This window comes from Streptomyces sp. NPDC001093 (genome assembly GCF_040298985.1).
In the GTDB taxonomy this organism is placed as follows: Bacteria; Actinomycetota; Actinomycetes; order Streptomycetales; family Streptomycetaceae; genus Streptomyces.
Genome location: NZ_JBEPBF010000026.1, coordinates 1 through 14,330 on the forward strand (window position 1 = coordinate 1; position 14,330 = coordinate 14,330).

Sequence of the window (14,330 nt, forward strand, 5' to 3'; positions counted from 1 at the left end):
GGCGGCGCCGCCCGGGGTCGCGCTGGGCGCGCTGCTCACGCAGCACCGGCACGAGCTGGAGAAGGCCGAGCTGGCGGCGGCGCTGCTCGCGGAGGAGTACCGGGCGGCGGCGGCCGAGCCTGCGGTGCACGACCTGGTGGAGGTGGTGACCGGTGCCTCGGCGGTCGCCCAGCGCTTTCTCCAGCTGCAGCTGGGGGCGGCCGAGGAGGTGTGCGCGCTGGTGACCGGCAATCCGGTGGTCGTGTCCGGCGTGGAGAACGAGGCGGAGGCGCAGGCGGCCGGGCGCGGGGTGCGCTACCGGGTGGTGGTGGAGCGCGCGGTGCTGGAGCTGCCGCACGGGCTGGCCGAGCTGACGGCGGCGCTGGGCCGGGACGAGCGGTTGCGGGCGGTGGACCGGGTGCCGACGAAGCTGGTGATCGCGGACCGTTCGCTCGCCATGGTGCCGCTGACCTCCCGCACGGCGGAGCCGGCCGCGCTGGTGGTGCACGCCAGCGGGCTGCTGGAGCTGTTGGCCGGGCTGTTCGAGTCGGTGTGGCGGGAAGCGCTGCCGCTGCGCCTGGGCGCCTCGGGGGTGGTCGAGGAGCGGCCGGACGGCCCCGACGCCACCGATCTCGAGGTGCTGTCGCTGCTGCTGGCCGGGCTCACCGACGCGAGCGTGGCCAAGCAGCTCGACCTGGGCCTGAGGACCGTGCAGCGCCGGGTGCGGCGGCTGATGGAGCTGGCCGGGGTGACGACCCGGCTGCAGCTTGGCTGGCACGCGTACGAGCGGGGCTGGGTCACGCGTTCGTAGGCCGTGCCCTCGCCCGCCTTGTCCGGCACTCTGGGCAGATGGGAGTGTGGGAACTCCTGCTGGTCGGTGTGGTCATCGCGCTCGGCCTGTGTGGAGTACTGGTGCCAGGGGTGCCGGGGTCGTGGCTGGTGTGGGCCGCGGTGCTGTGGTGGGCGCTGACGGATCCGCAGTCCCTGAGCTGGGCCGTGCTGGTGGGGGCCGGTGCGGTGCTGCTGCTCTCGCTCGCGGTCCGCACGGCGCTGCCCCCGCGCCGGCTCCGCCAGAGCGGCGCCACACCGCGGATGGGGGTGTACGCGGGCGCCGGGGCGTTCCTCGGCTTCGTGCTGCTGCCGGTGCTGGGCGCTCTGCCGGGCTTCGTGGCCGGCATCTATCTGCACGAGCGGCTGCGCCTGGGCCGGCACGGCGAGGCGATGGCCGCCCTCCGCACGACGATGCGCTCGGGCGGCTCCAGCGTCCTGGCAGAACTGTTCGCCTGCCTGCTGATCGCGGGGGCGTGGCTGGGGGCAGTGCTGTGGGGGTGAGCGATCGCCGGGCCACGGCGAGGGCGGACGGGACGGACGGATGGGACTGACGAGACGGACGGGAGACGGACGGGACTGACGAGACGGACGGCAGATCGGGACACGGCCGTCACCGCAGCGCGTGGAGGGCGGACGGCGGCGTCGCCGCACCGCGACACGACCGCCCGTCACCGCACCGCACCGCGCCCAGCGCCGCGCGCACCGTCTCGGCCACCACTGCCATGCCGGTGTCGTTGAAGTGCAGGTGGTCGCCGGGGTCGTAGGCGGGCAGAAGGCGGGCCGGGTCCGTCGGGTCGCGGAGCGCGGCGTCGGCGTCGGCGACCGCGTCGAAGATGCCGCCGGTGCGGATGAAGGCGTTCACCTGCTGCCGTACGGCCTCGCGGGCGTCCGTGTAGGCGGAAAAGCCCCGGTACGGAGTGAGGGTGACACCGACGACACGGATGCCCCGGGCGTGGGCGCGGGCGACGAGGGTGCGGTAGGCGTCGGCGTAGGCGGTGACGTCGTCGGCCTTCGGTGTGCCCTTGATGTCGTTGATGCCCTCCAGGACGACCAGGACCCGTACCCCGGCCCGGTCCAGGGCGTCGGCGTCCAGGCGGGTGAGGGCACTCGGTCCGGTGCCGTCGCGAAGCAAACGGTTACCGGAGATTCCGGCGTTGAGAACGCCGAACCCGTCCGCACGCACCCGTTCGGCGAGCCGGTCGGGCCAGCGGTGGTTGGTGTCGGGGGTGGAACCGTTTCCGTCGGTGAGCGAGTCGCCGAACGCGACGATGCTGCCCGAGGCGGTGCCTAGGACGTCGACGCCGGTGACGTAGTACCAGCGGCTGACGGTGGTGGTGTAGGCGGCGCCGTCCTCGTCGGCGGCCCGGCCCGCGCCGTCCGGGGCGACGTAGCTGGTCTGCAGGGCGGTCTGGTGGTAGGTGGCGGGGCCGCCGTCCTCGGGGGTGTACACGGTGACGAGGAGGTCGGCGGCGGCCGGGACGGTCAGCGGCACCGGGTCGGTGACCATGTCCTGGCCGGGCGGCACGGTGACCGTCGTCGCGCCGTGGAAGGTGGCGGTGCGCAGGGTGCCGGGCACCGCGTCCGGGCCGGTCCCCCGGCGCAGCGCGACGGTGACCGCACCGAGCCGCAGGGGTGCGGTACCGAAACGGTTTCCGAGCCGGATGCGCACGGCCGTACCGCCGACGCTGAGGTGGACGACGTTGCGGATCGCGGCGCCGGGCAGTGCGGAAGCGGTTCCCGACGGCGCGGTCTCCCAGCTGCCCGTCCAGGGCGGCGGCGCCGGCTCGGCCACGGCGGGTGCCCTCGTGCCCGGCAGCATCGCCAGCAGCAGCACCGTGAGGATCCGTCCGGCACCGGCCATCTCCGCACCCACCCTTCCCCGTTGCCCGTCGGAGCAGACCGTGCCACACGGCGGGGCCCGGCCACCGCACCCTCGACGGCGGTCCACCCGCTCGGCGCAACCGGGCGTAGGACGGCGGCCCTAGGGCGCGCAGCCGATGTGCGGAGCGGGCAGGCGTGCTTGGCTGCCGTCATGACCGAATTCAGCGAGGCGGAGCGCGCGTATCTGGCGTCGCAGCGGCTGGGCCGCATGGCCACCGTCGACCCGCACGGCCGGCCGCAGGCGAACCCGGTGGGCTTCGTCGTTCAGGACGACGGCACGATCCTGATCGGCGGCTACGCGATGGGCACGACGAAGAAGTGGCGCAATCTGCAGCAGAACCCGAAGGTCGCCCTGGTCGTGGACGACATCGCGAGCGTACGGCCCTGGCGTGTGCGCGGCGTCGACATCCGCGGCGATGCCGAACTCCTCGTCGGGCCACACGACTTGGGCCCGCACTTCAGCGAGGAGGTGATCCGCATCCATCCCCGCCGGGTGCACAGCTGGGGTCTGGAGGAGGAGCACGGGGAGGAGTAGACAAGCGGATTCCGGCCGGGCCGAGGAGGCGCCGAAGTCCGCCGGGCCGGGGCCTAGCGGGGGAGCGCGCCCTCCAGGGTCAGCAGCCACACCTTCCGTTCGACTCCGCCCGCGTACCCGGTCATCGATCCGTTCGCGCCGATGACCCGGTGGCACGGGCGCACGATCAGCAAGGGGTTGGCGCCGATGGCCCCGCCGACGGCACGAACCGCCGCGCGGGAGGCGCCGATCCGCGCGGCGATCTCCCCGTAGGTGACGGTGGCGCCGTACGGCACCTCGTCCAGCGCGGCCCACACGCGCTGCCGGAACTCGGTGCCGTGCGGACTCAACGGCAGCCGGAATTCGTTGAGTTCACCGGAGAAGTAGGCGGTGAGCTGCTCGGCGGCGGCCCGGAACGGCCCGGTGTCGTGCCGCCAGCCGTCCTGCACGCTCCGCCCGCCCTTCTGCCCGGGCACGGACAGCGAGGTGAGCGCCCCGTCCGCGTCGGCGGTGAGCAGCAACCGGCCCACGGGAGCGTCGAGTCGTGTCCAGTAAACGGTTGTCATCGCTCGTTCCACTCCCCTGCCACGCGCAGATGCCGGACGGCGTACGAGCGCCAGGGCCGCCAGTCGTCCGGCACCTCCGCACCGGGCGGGGCGACGTCCGGATCGCCGAGGGCGCGCACGCGTACGGCGGCGACGGTGGCCGGGTCCATCCCGGGCAGAGCGAGCAGGGCGTCCTGCGCGTCGTCCCGGTCGGCGCCCGGGTCCAGCCGTACGGTGCCGTCGGCGAGGGCGGCGGCCAGCGCGCCCAGCGGCCCGTCCGGCTCGGCCTCGGCGAGGACGGCCGGCTCGGGGAAGAGATGGGTGAGGCTGCCGCAGGGCGCGTCGAGCACCTTGCCGTACCGCCGCACCAGCTCCTGCGCGCCGTCCTTCCCGGTCAGGGCGCGGACGGCGGCCTCCGCCGGGTCCACGGCGCCGGGCGAGCGCAGCCCGGGCCGGGCGGCGACCAGCGGGCCCAGCCGGGGGTCGGCGCCGAGCCGCTCGTCGACGGCGTACGGGTCGGCGTCGAGGTCGAACAGGCGCCGCAGCCGCTGCACCGCGGTGGTCAGGTCCCGGGGGTCGGTGAGGTGCAGCCGCGCGTCGAGCCAGCCACCCGGACGGGTGCCGGTGCCGGTCCTCGCCGCCCTGGTGCGCTCCTGGACGGCGACGATTCCGGTGCCGTACGGCAGCCGCAGCGTGCGCCGGTGGGTACGGCCGCCCGGCGCCCCGGAAACCTCCTCGACACCGGTTACCGCCTCGGCTGCGAGCTGGTCGAAGACGGCGGCGGCCTGGTAGGGCCCGCGGTAGGCGAGCCGCAGCGGGATCCCGGCGCCGGGGGCGGCCCGGCGGACACCCCGGCCCCGGGAGGCACCCCGGCCCCCGGGGGCGGCGGCCCGCAGCCCGGTCGGCGTCGAGGCGTACACCTCCCGGACGGTGTCGTTGAACTGCCGCACGCTGGCGAACCCGGACGCGAACGCGATCTCGGTGACCGGCAGCTCGGTGGTCTGCAGCAGCACCCGCGCGGTGTGCGCCCGCTGGGCGCGGGCGAGCGCCACGGGCCCGGCGCCGAGTTCCGCGGTGAGCTGCCGCTGGACCTGCCGCGCGCTGTAGCCGAGCCGCGCGGCGAGCCCGGCGACGCCCTCGCGGTCCACGACGCCGTCGGCGATCAGCCGCATGGCCCGACCGACGACGTCGGCCCGCACGTTCCACTCCGCGGACCCCGGCACGGCGTCCGGCCGGCACCGCCGGCAGGCCCGGAACCCGGCCCCCTGCGCGGCGGCGGCCGTCGCGAAGAACCGCACGTTGTGCCGCTTCGGCGTCACCGCCGGACAGCTGGGCCGGCAGTAGATCCCGGTGGTCTCGACGGCGAAGAAGAAGACGCCGTCGAACCGCCCGTCCCGACTCCGCACCGCCTCGTACCTGGTGTCTTCGTCCATCACGTGGTCCAGTGTGCGGCGGGTGAAGGACGTGGGGCCAGCGGAAATCGGACATGGCGCTGACCTGGGGGACTACTTCCAGCGCCCCCGCTTGATCTCCATCGCCGCCCTCCCCTCTGCGCCCTTCCTCCTCCAGTCCCGCCGGAGCTCCGCACGGACCCGCGCATCGGTCTTGGCCACGATCCACTGGTTCTCCCGCACCAGCTTCCGGTAGCTCTCCAGCCTCCGCACCGCGAGTTCCCCGTTCTCCACGGCGGAGCGCACCGCGCAGTCCGGCTCGGTCTCGTGGGCGCAGTCGTGGAAGCGGCACCGCTCGGCCAGTTCCTCGATCTCGGCGAACACCTGGCCGACCCCGCTCTCGGCGTCGTACAGGCCGACGCCCCGCAGCCCGGGTGTGTCGATGAGGACCCCGCCCGAGGGAAGAGTGAGCAGGTTGCGGGTGGTCGTGGTGTGCCGGCCCTTGCCGTCGACGTCCCGCGCGGCCCGCACGTCCATGACGTCCGCGCCGACGAGGGCGTTGGCCAGCGTGGACTTGCCCGCGCCGGACTGGCCCAGCAGCACGGACGTACCGGAACCGACGAGCGCGACGAGGACGTCGAGCCCGTCCCCGTGCAGGGCGCTGACGGTGAGCACCGGCACGCCGGGCGCACTCGTCTCCACGTCCTGCACGAGGTGGGCGAGGGTGACCGGGTCCGCCACCAGGTCGGCCTTGGTGAGGACGACGACGGGCTGGGCGCCGGACTCCCAGGCCAGGGCGAGGAACCGTTCGATGCGGCCGAGGTCGAGCTCGACGGCGAGGGAGACGGCGACGACGGCGTGGTCGACGTTGGCCGCGAGGATCTGCCCGTCGGACCGCTTGGAGGAGGTGGAGCGCACGAAGGCGGTGCGGCGCGGCAGATACGCGCGGACGTACCGCGGATCACCGTCGGGGTCGAGCGCGACCCAGTCCCCCGTGCACACGACCTTCATCGGGTCACGGGGCACGACGAACTCGGTGTCGGCGCGGACGGTCCCGCCGGCGGTGACGACGTCGCACTGCCCGCGGTCGACCCGCACGACACGGCCGGGCAGGAGGCCCTGCTCGGCGTAGGGAGCGAACTCCGCTTCCCAGCCTGTGTCCCAGCCGTACGGAGCCAGGGGGTGAGACGAAGCGGAAGAAGCCGAAAGAGAAGAGAGATTCAAGGGGAACCCTTCACAGGGCGGCCCCGGCACAGCGCTCACAGGCGCGAAGAGGATGACGAGTGGTCAGCCGGAGACCGCGGAGGTGGAGTGGATGAACTTCCGGATGCGGGCAGCGCCCATCACAGAGACAGCCATCGGTCACACCTCCCGTTTCTCACTGAGCCGACAGCAGCGGCCAACAGCCACTGCGTGAAGCGGTTCTCACCCTAGGGGCGACCGCATTCCGGCGCCATCGATTTTGGTCGGCGAGGGGGAGCCATCGCGGTCGTGCGCACGCGTTTGGGCCGCGGCCCGCCAGGCGACGTCTACCTCGCCGTCGTCGAGCACGGCATCCACCAGGACCGGGCCGCCCTACCAGGACCGCTGCCGTTGCCTGGCGTCGGCGCGGCGCAGAGCGACGGGGGCACGAACCGAGGGTTGTCCCACCACTGCTTGACGGCGGGCCGGGCCCGGCCATTCGGCGCCGATTTCGCAAGATGCACATCGAGGCGAATGTATTCCCAGTATGGCCATTGCTGGCAACAGGTATGAATACTGGCCGGACCGGGCGCTCGCTCGCCGCGTCCGAGCTCGCCCAAGCCGGCCACGCGACCACCGGCCGCTTCGGCTGCGCCGCAGGGACTGTCACCCCACGGGCGTGGCAGGAGGGGCTCAGGGGGAAGTCTGCGCGCAGGGCAGGCACGGCAGGATCCGGATGGGATAAGTGGAGAGGCGTCGGAGGAAGCGGTCGCGGTTCAGCACATCCGAAGGGCGGGCCCGCATGCAGGGCCGCCCTTCGGATGTCCCGTTCAGCGGACGAAGGAGATCTCCGGGTATTTCTTGTCGGGGCCGTCGAGCAGGGCGCTGTGCTGGTGGCGCAGTTCCTTGTCGAAGAAGGCGGCGAGGTAGACGCGCTGGATCTCGATCGCGCGGTTCGGGTCGAGCGTGCCGAGTATCTGCTGGAGCTGGGCCTGGGAGAGCCCGCGCAGGCTTGCCTCCTGTGGCAGCATCGCCTCCGTGTCGCCGAAGGACAGGTGCGCCGAGCCCTGGAGCTGGATGTCGACCCGGTCTCCCTTCAGATGCGACCACAGCGTGCGCCACGACCCGTCGTTGTTGCGGTTGTGGGTGCCGGAGCTGAAGAGCATGAAGGGGCGGTCCAGGTTCTTGCTCGGCGCCGAGCCGAAGAACTGACCGTCCAGGTCGGCGCCGGCGGCGATACGGTGGTCGAGCTGCATGGCGGTGTCGACCGCCCCGCCGCCCAGCGACCAGCCGAACATCCCGATGCGGGACATGTCCACGGCGTGCGACAGCCCGGTGGGGAGCCTGGCGTGGTCGACGTCCGGGTTGGAGCCCTTGCTGATCGCGCCGAGCTGGTTGATGACGAAGCGGATGTCGGCCGCACGCACGTTGAGCGTGTCGGAGGAGTGCGCGCCGGCCGGCATGGTGTTGACCTCGAGCCGGTTGCCGGGGAACTGCACCTCGCCGGCGTCGTGGGTGTGGTCGACGGTGACGACGAGGTAGCCGCGGCTGGCCAGGTCCTCGACGAGTGCAGTGCTCCCGGCGCGGTCCCCGTGGAGCCCAGCCGAGTACAGCAGGACGGGCAGCTTGCCGAGCTTGGTGTCGACCGGAGCGAGCACATGGCCCGCGGTCTTCGGCAACGTCACCTGTTGTGGCGTCAGACCCTGGGAGGCGAGGAAGTGGGCGCCGGAGACTGACGGCATCCACGGCGCCTCGTAGTGACCGCGGGTGGAGGCGGCCGGGTACCAGAACGACACCATCAGCTCGCGCGGCTTGCCACCGGGCACGTAGGGGTCCGTGCGGGACTTGTCGACGAGGTGCAGGCTGAACGTGCCCACGCCGTGACGCCCGGTCGGTGCGGGCAGACTGAGCTGGAGAGCGGACGTGGCCGCGCGGGGCGTGAAGGCTTCCGGACGGACGGCGGTGTGCTGCTTCGGCACCTCGTCGTGCCGGGGCGCCCAGGGCGCGTCGTCCCGGTCGGGCTGGTCGGGCTGGTCGGGCTGGTCGGGCGAGAAGCCGGTGGCGGTGGGCTTGTTGGCCTTCTTCCCGGCGGCCATCGCCGGCGTCATCCCCGCACCCAGGGCGATGGCCAGCGTGCCCGCCGTACCGACGGCTCTGGCGATCACCCTGCGGCGGTGGCGCGGTCGGCGGTGTTTCATGGGACCCCTTTGTCGGTCAGCAATCGAGGAAGTGGCGATCGGATTTCGCACCCGTACCGCCGCAGTGGCCTACGGTTTTCGGGCCCCTTGCGTTCACCGTGGTGGCGGACGGGACGAGCAGCTGAGCCAGGCGGACCAGGACAGGTCCGCCGAGGTGAGATGCGGCTTGTCGAGAGCGGCCGAGCAGAGGTTCATCTGGCCCACGAGGAGGCAAGCGGGTCATCCGTCGCCTGGACAACCTCTCCGGCCACACCGTGACCAGACAGGCCCGAAGCCCTTGACTTCCGGCCACGGAGCCTCCGTGAAAAACCCGTTGGCGGACGACGGCGTCCATTGCTAGCTTTCCGGAGGCCGTGCGAGAGAACGAGGAGGTGGTACCCGTGAACGCAGTATCGACATGGGTGCTCCCCTCCGGGGTCACGGTCGGGCGATAGGTCGTCCGGGAGCGCCGTTCAAGCGCACTCCCGAAAGGCACGACCATGCAATTCACTTCCGAACAGCGCCTCGACGACAGCGTCCTCGAACGCGAGTTCACCCTCGGCGAGATCCCCGGCACGCTGTGGACGCCTGAATCCGCCGCACCGGCTCCCCTGATCCTGATGGCCCACAACAACGGCCTGCCCAAAGGGGAATCCCGGCTGGTGGCCCGGGCCCGGCAATCCGCGGCGTACGGCTACGCGGTGGCCGCCATCGACGCCCCCGGGTGCGGTGACCGGCCCCGTTCCGCCGCCGACGAACGGGCCCGTGCCGACCTCCGCCGGGCGATGCAGGCCGGTGAGCCGGTCGATGAGATCTTCGAGTCCTTCATCGGCCCGCTGGTCGAAAAGGCGGTCCCCGAGTGGCGGACCACCCTGGACGCCCTCCTTTCGCTGCCCGAGATCGGCGGCCCGGTCGGGTACTCGGGGTGGACCGCCGTCGGCATTCGGCTGGCGGTGCTCGAGCCGCGCATCGCGGCCGCCGGTTTCTTCGCCGGTGGGTACGTGCCCCGCGCCCAGCGCCTGGAGGCCCGTCAGGTCACCATTCCGCTGCTATTCCTGCTGCAGTGGGACGACGAAGGGAACCCCCGGCAGCGGGCCCTGGACCTGTTCGACGCCTTCGGCACCAAGGAGAAGACGCTGCACGCCAATATGGGCGGGCACACCGGCACCCCGTGGTTCGAGGCGGAGGACGGGAACCGGTTCTTCGGCCGGCACCTGAAGTGAGGGCGGGCCGTCAGGCCGGCAGCGGACGGTGAGCGGTGTCGGCCAGGATGCCGCTCGTCGAGGACAGGTCCCGGCCCTCCTCGATGGCGGCGGCTGGGAGATGCACCACCGCCCCGATCACGGCGGTACCGGCCATCGGCGGTACGGCCGGTCGGGGCGGCGCTCGGCCACCAGCGCCCGGGCCGGGCCGGGGGTTGGTCCGCATAGCCCCCTTCACCGGGACGGTTCGCGGAACACCTGTACGGAAGACCCCGACCTGCTGACCGGGCGTAGGTTCGTGCCGCTCGTGCCGCTCGCGACGGCGGCGGGCGGCGGGCGGCGGGCGGCGGGCGGCGGGCCGACCTTCGCCGCGCTCGAGGCTCTCAGGCCGTTCCCGTCAGCCTGATCCTGGTGACCGGGCAGACCCCAGCAACACCGATCCGCCGTCGGCCGCGATGCCGGCGTGGGTGGTGGCCCAGGTCTGCCTGTGCCTCCTCGCCGCGCCGCAGGTACGGAAACCGCTGGCCCGCGAGCGGGTGTGGCGCGTGGTCCACCCCGTGGGCGCGGCCGGCATGCCGCTGCGTCTGTGGCACATGCTGCCGGTGCCGGCCGTGGCCGCCCGCGTTCTGCCTGACCCGGCCTCGCGCCCGGGCCGCCGCTCGGGTCCGCGGTGTGGTGGGGGTTGCGCGTTCCGTGGCTGCTGCTGCTCGGCGTCGTCCTGGCCGGCGTCGTAGCCGCGCTGGGGCGCCTGGAACGCGAGCTGGTCGTGCTGCACGAGCGGACCGGTCCGGACGTCGGCTCGGCAGCCCGAGGCGGCGTCCGGATCGTGTGTAAAGGCGGCGGCCAGCGGCGGCCAGGCGAAAGTCACGATCACCCACAGCGTCCCAGGAACCCGTGCGTGCGGCTGGGAGATCCACCACGGGCCGTCGAGCTGTGCTACGGTCTTGGTGTTGCAGTTGTGGTACCCATGAACCTATGTGCGCCTGACGGGAATGTTTCTCCTTCAGGCGCATTATTTGTTTTCCGGCATCTCCGGATGGGGCCTCTGCCTGATAGAAAGAGAATGTCATGGCACAGGGAACCGTGAAGTGGTTCAACGCCGAAAAGGGTTTCGGCTTCATCCAGCAGGACGGCGGCGGCCCCGACGTGTTCGCCCACTACTCGAACATCGCGACCCAGGGCTTCCGTGAGCTCCAGGAGGGCCAGCGGGTCTCCTTCGACGTCACGCCGGGCCAGAAGGGCCCGCAGGCGGAGAACATCGTCCCCGCCTGATCGCCGGACGCGTATCCGCTCACCGGGGTCCGCACCGAAAGGGTGCGGACCCCGGTTTGTGCTGTTTCCAGGAAGGCAGAAAGCTGCATGTCCCGCAGGTCGCAGAAGCCGAACCGGCGCGCCTCGTCACCCTCACCGTCCGCGTCGTCACCGACGGAATTCCGGCTGCCGGAAAGCACGACACCCGCACTTCCCGCCGTCGAGGACTTCGCCGGGCTCGACATGCCGGCGGGGCTGCTGAAGACCCTCACCGCGCAAGGCGTCACCACCCCGTTCCCCATCCAGGCGGCCACGCTGCCCAACTCGCTGGCCGGCCGTGACCTGCTGGGACGAGGACGCACCGGCTCCGGCAAGACCCTCGCGTTCGGGCTTGCGCTGCTGGCCCGCACGGCCGGACTGCGCGCGGAACCCAAGGCACCCCTCGCCCTGGTTCTGGTGCCCACCCGGGAACTCGCCCAGCAGGTGGCGGACGCGCTGACCCCCTACGCGACGGCCGTGAACCTCCGGCTGGCCACGGTGGTCGGCGGGCTGTCCATCACCAAGCAGGCGGGAGCGCTCCGGCGCGGCGCCGAAGTGCTCGTCGCGACTCCCGGCAGGCTCAACGACCTCGTGGAACGCGGGGACTGCGTGCTCGGCGACGTACGCATCACGGTGCTGGACGAAGCCGACCAGATGACCGACATGGGCTTCCTGCCGCAGATCACCAAGCTGATCCAGCGAGTGCGGCCCGACGGGCAGCGCATGCTCTTCTCGGCCACCCTGGACCGGAACATCGACCGACTGGTGCAGCGGTTCCTGACCGACCCCGTGGTGCACTCCGTGGACCCGTCCGCGGGAGCGGTGACCACCATGGAGCACCATGTGCTCCACGTCCAGGACGAGACCGACAAGAAGGCCGTCACCACGCGGATCGCGGCCCGTGACGGCCGGGTCATCCTCTTCCTCGACACCAAGCGGTCCGCCGACCGGCTCGCCAAGCGGCTCCTGGCCGTCGGCGTCCGCGCGGCGGCCCTCCACGGCGGCCGCTCGCAGCCGCAGCGCAACCGCACCCTGGACCAGTTCAAGAACGGCCAGGTCACCGCGCTGGTGGCGACGAACGTCGCGGCCCGGGGCATACACATCGACGACCTCGACCTCGTCGTGAACGTCGATCCGCCCACCGACCACAAGGACTACCTCCACCGGGGCGGCCGCACGGCCCGCGCCGGCGGCTCCGGCAGCGTGGTCACACTGGTCCTGCCCGACCAGAAACGGGACGTCACCCGGCTCATGTCGGACGCGGGCATCCGCCCCCGGACGGCCCGCGTCAAGTCGAGCGACGCGGAACTGGCCACCCTCACCGGCGCCCGCGAACCTTCCGGCGTGCCCGTCACCATCGAGGTCCCCCAGCCGGCGGCACCGACGGCGTCCCGCGCGGCCCGGAACACCGGCACCGAGCCCGGCAGGCGCTCCGGCCGGCGCCGAAACGGCCGCGGGGCCGGGGCGGCGGCCACCGCCGGCGCTTCCGCAACCGGCAGGAGCCGGTCCGCCCGCCGGGCGGGAGCCGACAAGGCCACGGGTGATGCCGTCGGCGCGGGCGGCCGCAAATCCAGCCGCCGAACCGCGGCCGGCACGGCGACCGGCACTGCCTCCGGCAAGGCCGTCCGTGGATCCGGCCGCCGCACCCCGGCCAACTAGGCCCTGCACACCCCTTCCGTACGGGCCCCCGCACACCCCTTCCGTACGGCGCGCTCAGCCGGCCGAGCAGGACGCCCCGTTGAGCGTGAAACCGTACGGCGCCCGGTTCCGGCCCTGCCAGGTGCCGAGGAACCCGAAGGACAGGGTGCCGTGCGCGGCGACGGTCTTGTTGTAGTCGGCGGCGGTGGCGGTGACCCGGGGGCCGCTCTGGAGGGCGGTGGCGTCCCACATCTGGCCGACCTGCTGGCCGTCGCGGAAGGCCCAGGACACGTTCCAGCCGTCGAGAGGCCGGTCGGTGGTGACGGTGACGGTGGCCTGGAAGCCGTCCGGCCACTGGTTGACGAGGTCGTAGGCGACCCGGCAGCCGGTCGCGGGGGCGCTGGAGAGGCCGGGGCCGGAAGGGTGCGCGGCCGAGGAGGTGCTGCCCTGGGGCTCGGGGTCGGGCTGCTCGCGGCCGGAGCCGGACGGCGTCGGCGTCCGCGTCCGCGTCGCGGAGGGTGTGACGGCGGACGCCGTCGCCGGGCCGGGCGGGGTACTGGTCCAGGAGACGCTGGGGTCGGCGGCGACCGGCTGCCGGTCGTCGCGGGCGGCGGCGCTGTCGTCGGCGGAGCCGCCGAACGGCATCATCGACACACCGAGCGCCAGGGCCGACAGCAGCACGGCGGCGGCGAGCAGGCCGCCGCGCAGGGCGCGGCTGCGGCCGGTGCCCTCCGCCGGATCGCCGGCAGCGGGATCGGCGCCGCCGGGGCGGCCCGCGCCGAGGCGGACCTCGGCGGCGCGGCGTCGGCGTTCCAGGTAGGCGAGGCCGCCCCAGCCGATGACTCCGCCGGCCAGCGCGGCGGGCAGCCCGCCGCCGTGCAGGCGCAGGCAGGCGGCGGCCTCGGCACAGCGCACGCAGGTCGCGAGGTGCCGGGAGAGGTCGTCGGGGGCGTCGGCGGCCGGGGAGCGGGTGACCGCGTCCAGCAGGCGGGCGTAGGAGCGGCACTGCGCGTCCATGGGGGTGTCCAGGTGCGCGCGGTGGCAGCGGTCCCGGAACAGGCTGCGGACCTGGTCGAGTTCGTCGGCGACGGTGGAAGGGTCCAGGCCGAGCCGGCGGGCGACGGTGGGCAGGGGCAGCGCCTCCGCCTCGGCCAGCCACAGCAGCGAGGCGTCGGCCTCCTGCATGTCCCTCAGGCCGCGCAGCGCGACCGGGCGCTCCAGCGGCGGCCCGGTATAGCGGGCGGCCTTGGCGGAGTTGAGCCACAGCCTGAGGTCGGGGTCGAGCTTGTGGCCCCGGCCGTCGGCCTCCCAGGCGGCGGCGGTGTCGCGTACGGCGGTGAGCAGCGCCGGGATCGTGGGCAGCCGGGCGGTGCGGCGGCCCGCGCCGCGCACATGGGTGCTCGCGGCGGCGCGGATCTCGCGCATGCCGAGTGTGAAGGCCTCGGTGGCCAGTTGATGGGCCGTCAGGGAACCGGAGGTGCACAGGTCGGCGTAACTGAGCACCGCGTCCCAGCCCTCCGAGAACAGCGATGCCTCGGTGGCGTCCTGGGGGGTCGGCAGGTCGGGCATGGGACTCCTGCATCCACGAGCGAGGTCAACTCACCATAGGCCGAAGGGAGTTGCAGGGAACCTCGCGGCAGGGCACAGAGCCTTTCACGTCCTCGACACAACTGACAAGCGGCCTGTTCACATCCGGTTAC

13 protein-coding genes are annotated in these 14,330 nt (G+C 73.0%); 6 read left to right on the plus strand and 7 right to left on the minus strand.

The window, feature by feature from the left end; translation table 11 throughout:
- Positions 1-790: helix-turn-helix transcriptional regulator (locus tag ABT288_RS15760; RefSeq protein ID WP_351607324.1), on the plus strand; the 790-nt coding region annotated here is incomplete at its 5' end.
- Positions 791-828: 38 nt separating this feature from the next.
- Positions 829-1,311 (plus strand): DUF456 domain-containing protein, encoded by a 483-nt coding sequence (locus tag ABT288_RS15765; RefSeq protein ID WP_351607327.1) that lies wholly within the window; start codon positions 829-831, stop codon positions 1,309-1,311.
- Between the two features lie 109 nt (positions 1,312-1,420).
- Here the strand turns inward: ABT288_RS15765 and ABT288_RS15770 are convergent, their stop codons facing one another.
- The gene (locus ABT288_RS15770; protein ID WP_351607330.1) at positions 1,421-2,671 is read right to left on the minus strand and encodes an SGNH/GDSL hydrolase family protein; all 1,251 of its coding nucleotides are present in this window, start codon (positions 2,669-2,671) and stop codon (positions 1,421-1,423) included.
- 171 nt (positions 2,672-2,842) lie between these two features.
- Here ABT288_RS15770 and ABT288_RS15775 point away from each other — a divergent pair, with 171 nt between their 5' ends.
- The gene (locus tag ABT288_RS15775) at positions 2,843-3,226 is read left to right on the plus strand and encodes a PPOX class F420-dependent oxidoreductase (protein WP_351607333.1); all 384 of its coding nucleotides are present in this window, start codon (positions 2,843-2,845) and stop codon (positions 3,224-3,226) included.
- A 53-nt stretch (positions 3,227-3,279) separates the two neighbouring features.
- Here the strand turns inward: ABT288_RS15775 and ABT288_RS15780 are convergent, their stop codons facing one another.
- From ABT288_RS15780 to ABT288_RS15795, 4 genes are all read right to left on the minus strand, one after another.
- Positions 3,280-3,771, minus strand: a complete 492-nt coding sequence (locus ABT288_RS15780) for a methylated-DNA--[protein]-cysteine S-methyltransferase (protein ID WP_351607336.1) — start codon at positions 3,769-3,771, stop codon at positions 3,280-3,282.
- Complete coding sequence (locus ABT288_RS15785) at positions 3,768-5,183, minus strand: DNA-3-methyladenine glycosylase 2 family protein (RefSeq protein WP_351607503.1); 1,416 nt, start codon at positions 5,181-5,183, stop codon at positions 3,768-3,770. The genes ABT288_RS15780 and ABT288_RS15785 overlap by 4 nt, the downstream gene beginning before the upstream one ends.
- A 72-nt stretch (positions 5,184-5,255) precedes the next feature.
- Positions 5,256-6,365: a ribosome small subunit-dependent GTPase A gene (rsgA, locus tag ABT288_RS15790; RefSeq protein ID WP_351607338.1), complete on the minus strand. Its 1,110-nt coding sequence runs from the start codon at positions 6,363-6,365 to the stop codon at positions 5,256-5,258.
- A 788-nt stretch (positions 6,366-7,153) separates the two neighbouring features.
- Complete coding sequence (locus ABT288_RS15795) at positions 7,154-8,521, minus strand: alpha/beta hydrolase family protein (RefSeq protein ID WP_351607340.1); 1,368 nt, start codon at positions 8,519-8,521, stop codon at positions 7,154-7,156.
- Between the two features lie 479 nt (positions 8,522-9,000).
- Here ABT288_RS15795 and ABT288_RS15800 point away from each other — a divergent pair, with 479 nt between their 5' ends.
- Positions 9,001-9,723 (plus strand): dienelactone hydrolase family protein, encoded by a 723-nt coding sequence (locus ABT288_RS15800; RefSeq protein ID WP_351607343.1) that lies wholly within the window; start codon positions 9,001-9,003, stop codon positions 9,721-9,723.
- A gap of 10 nt (positions 9,724-9,733) precedes the next feature.
- Here ABT288_RS15800 and ABT288_RS15805 read toward each other — a convergent pair whose 3' ends face one another.
- Positions 9,734-9,859: a hypothetical protein gene (locus tag ABT288_RS15805; protein WP_351607346.1), complete on the minus strand. Its 126-nt coding sequence runs from the start codon at positions 9,857-9,859 to the stop codon at positions 9,734-9,736.
- Between the two features lie 911 nt (positions 9,860-10,770).
- Between ABT288_RS15805 and ABT288_RS15810 the strand changes: the two genes are divergently transcribed.
- Both ABT288_RS15810 and ABT288_RS15815 read left to right on the plus strand, forming a co-directional pair.
- Complete coding sequence (locus tag ABT288_RS15810) at positions 10,771-10,974, plus strand: cold-shock protein (protein ID WP_307623925.1); 204 nt, start codon at positions 10,771-10,773, stop codon at positions 10,972-10,974.
- A gap of 87 nt (positions 10,975-11,061) precedes the next feature.
- Complete coding sequence (locus ABT288_RS15815; protein WP_351607348.1) at positions 11,062-12,651, plus strand: DEAD/DEAH box helicase; 1,590 nt, start codon at positions 11,062-11,064, stop codon at positions 12,649-12,651.
- A 54-nt stretch (positions 12,652-12,705) separates the two neighbouring features.
- Here the strand turns inward: ABT288_RS15815 and ABT288_RS15820 are convergent, their stop codons facing one another.
- Positions 12,706-14,199: a cellulose binding domain-containing protein gene (locus ABT288_RS15820; protein WP_351607350.1), complete on the minus strand. Its 1,494-nt coding sequence runs from the start codon at positions 14,197-14,199 to the stop codon at positions 12,706-12,708.
- Positions 14,200-14,330 lie beyond the last annotated feature (131 nt).

Coding starts and splice junctions, on each gene's coding strand:
- ABT288_RS15765 (WP_351607327.1), top strand. CDS start 829: ATGGGAGTGTGGGAACTCCTGCTGGTCGGTGTGGTCATCGCGCTCGGC.
- ABT288_RS15770 (WP_351607330.1), bottom strand. CDS start 2,671: ATGGCCGGTGCCGGACGGATCCTCACGGTGCTGCTGCTGGCGATGCTG.
- ABT288_RS15775 (WP_351607333.1), top strand. CDS start 2,843: ATGACCGAATTCAGCGAGGCGGAGCGCGCGTATCTGGCGTCGCAGCGG.
- ABT288_RS15780 (WP_351607336.1), bottom strand. CDS start 3,771: ATGACAACCGTTTACTGGACACGACTCGACGCTCCCGTGGGCCGGTTG.
- ABT288_RS15785 (WP_351607503.1), bottom strand. CDS start 5,183: ATGGACGAAGACACCAGGTACGAGGCGGTGCGGAGTCGGGACGGGCGG.
- ABT288_RS15795 (WP_351607340.1), bottom strand. CDS start 8,521: ATGAAACACCGCCGACCGCGCCACCGCCGCAGGGTGATCGCCAGAGCC.
- ABT288_RS15800 (WP_351607343.1), top strand. CDS start 9,001: ATGCAATTCACTTCCGAACAGCGCCTCGACGACAGCGTCCTCGAACGC.
- ABT288_RS15805 (WP_351607346.1), bottom strand. CDS start 9,859: ATGGCCGGTACCGCCGTGATCGGGGCGGTGGTGCATCTCCCAGCCGCC.
- ABT288_RS15810 (WP_307623925.1), top strand. CDS start 10,771: ATGGCACAGGGAACCGTGAAGTGGTTCAACGCCGAAAAGGGTTTCGGC.
- ABT288_RS15815 (WP_351607348.1), top strand. CDS start 11,062: ATGTCCCGCAGGTCGCAGAAGCCGAACCGGCGCGCCTCGTCACCCTCA.
- ABT288_RS15820 (WP_351607350.1), bottom strand. CDS start 14,199: ATGCCCGACCTGCCGACCCCCCAGGACGCCACCGAGGCATCGCTGTTC.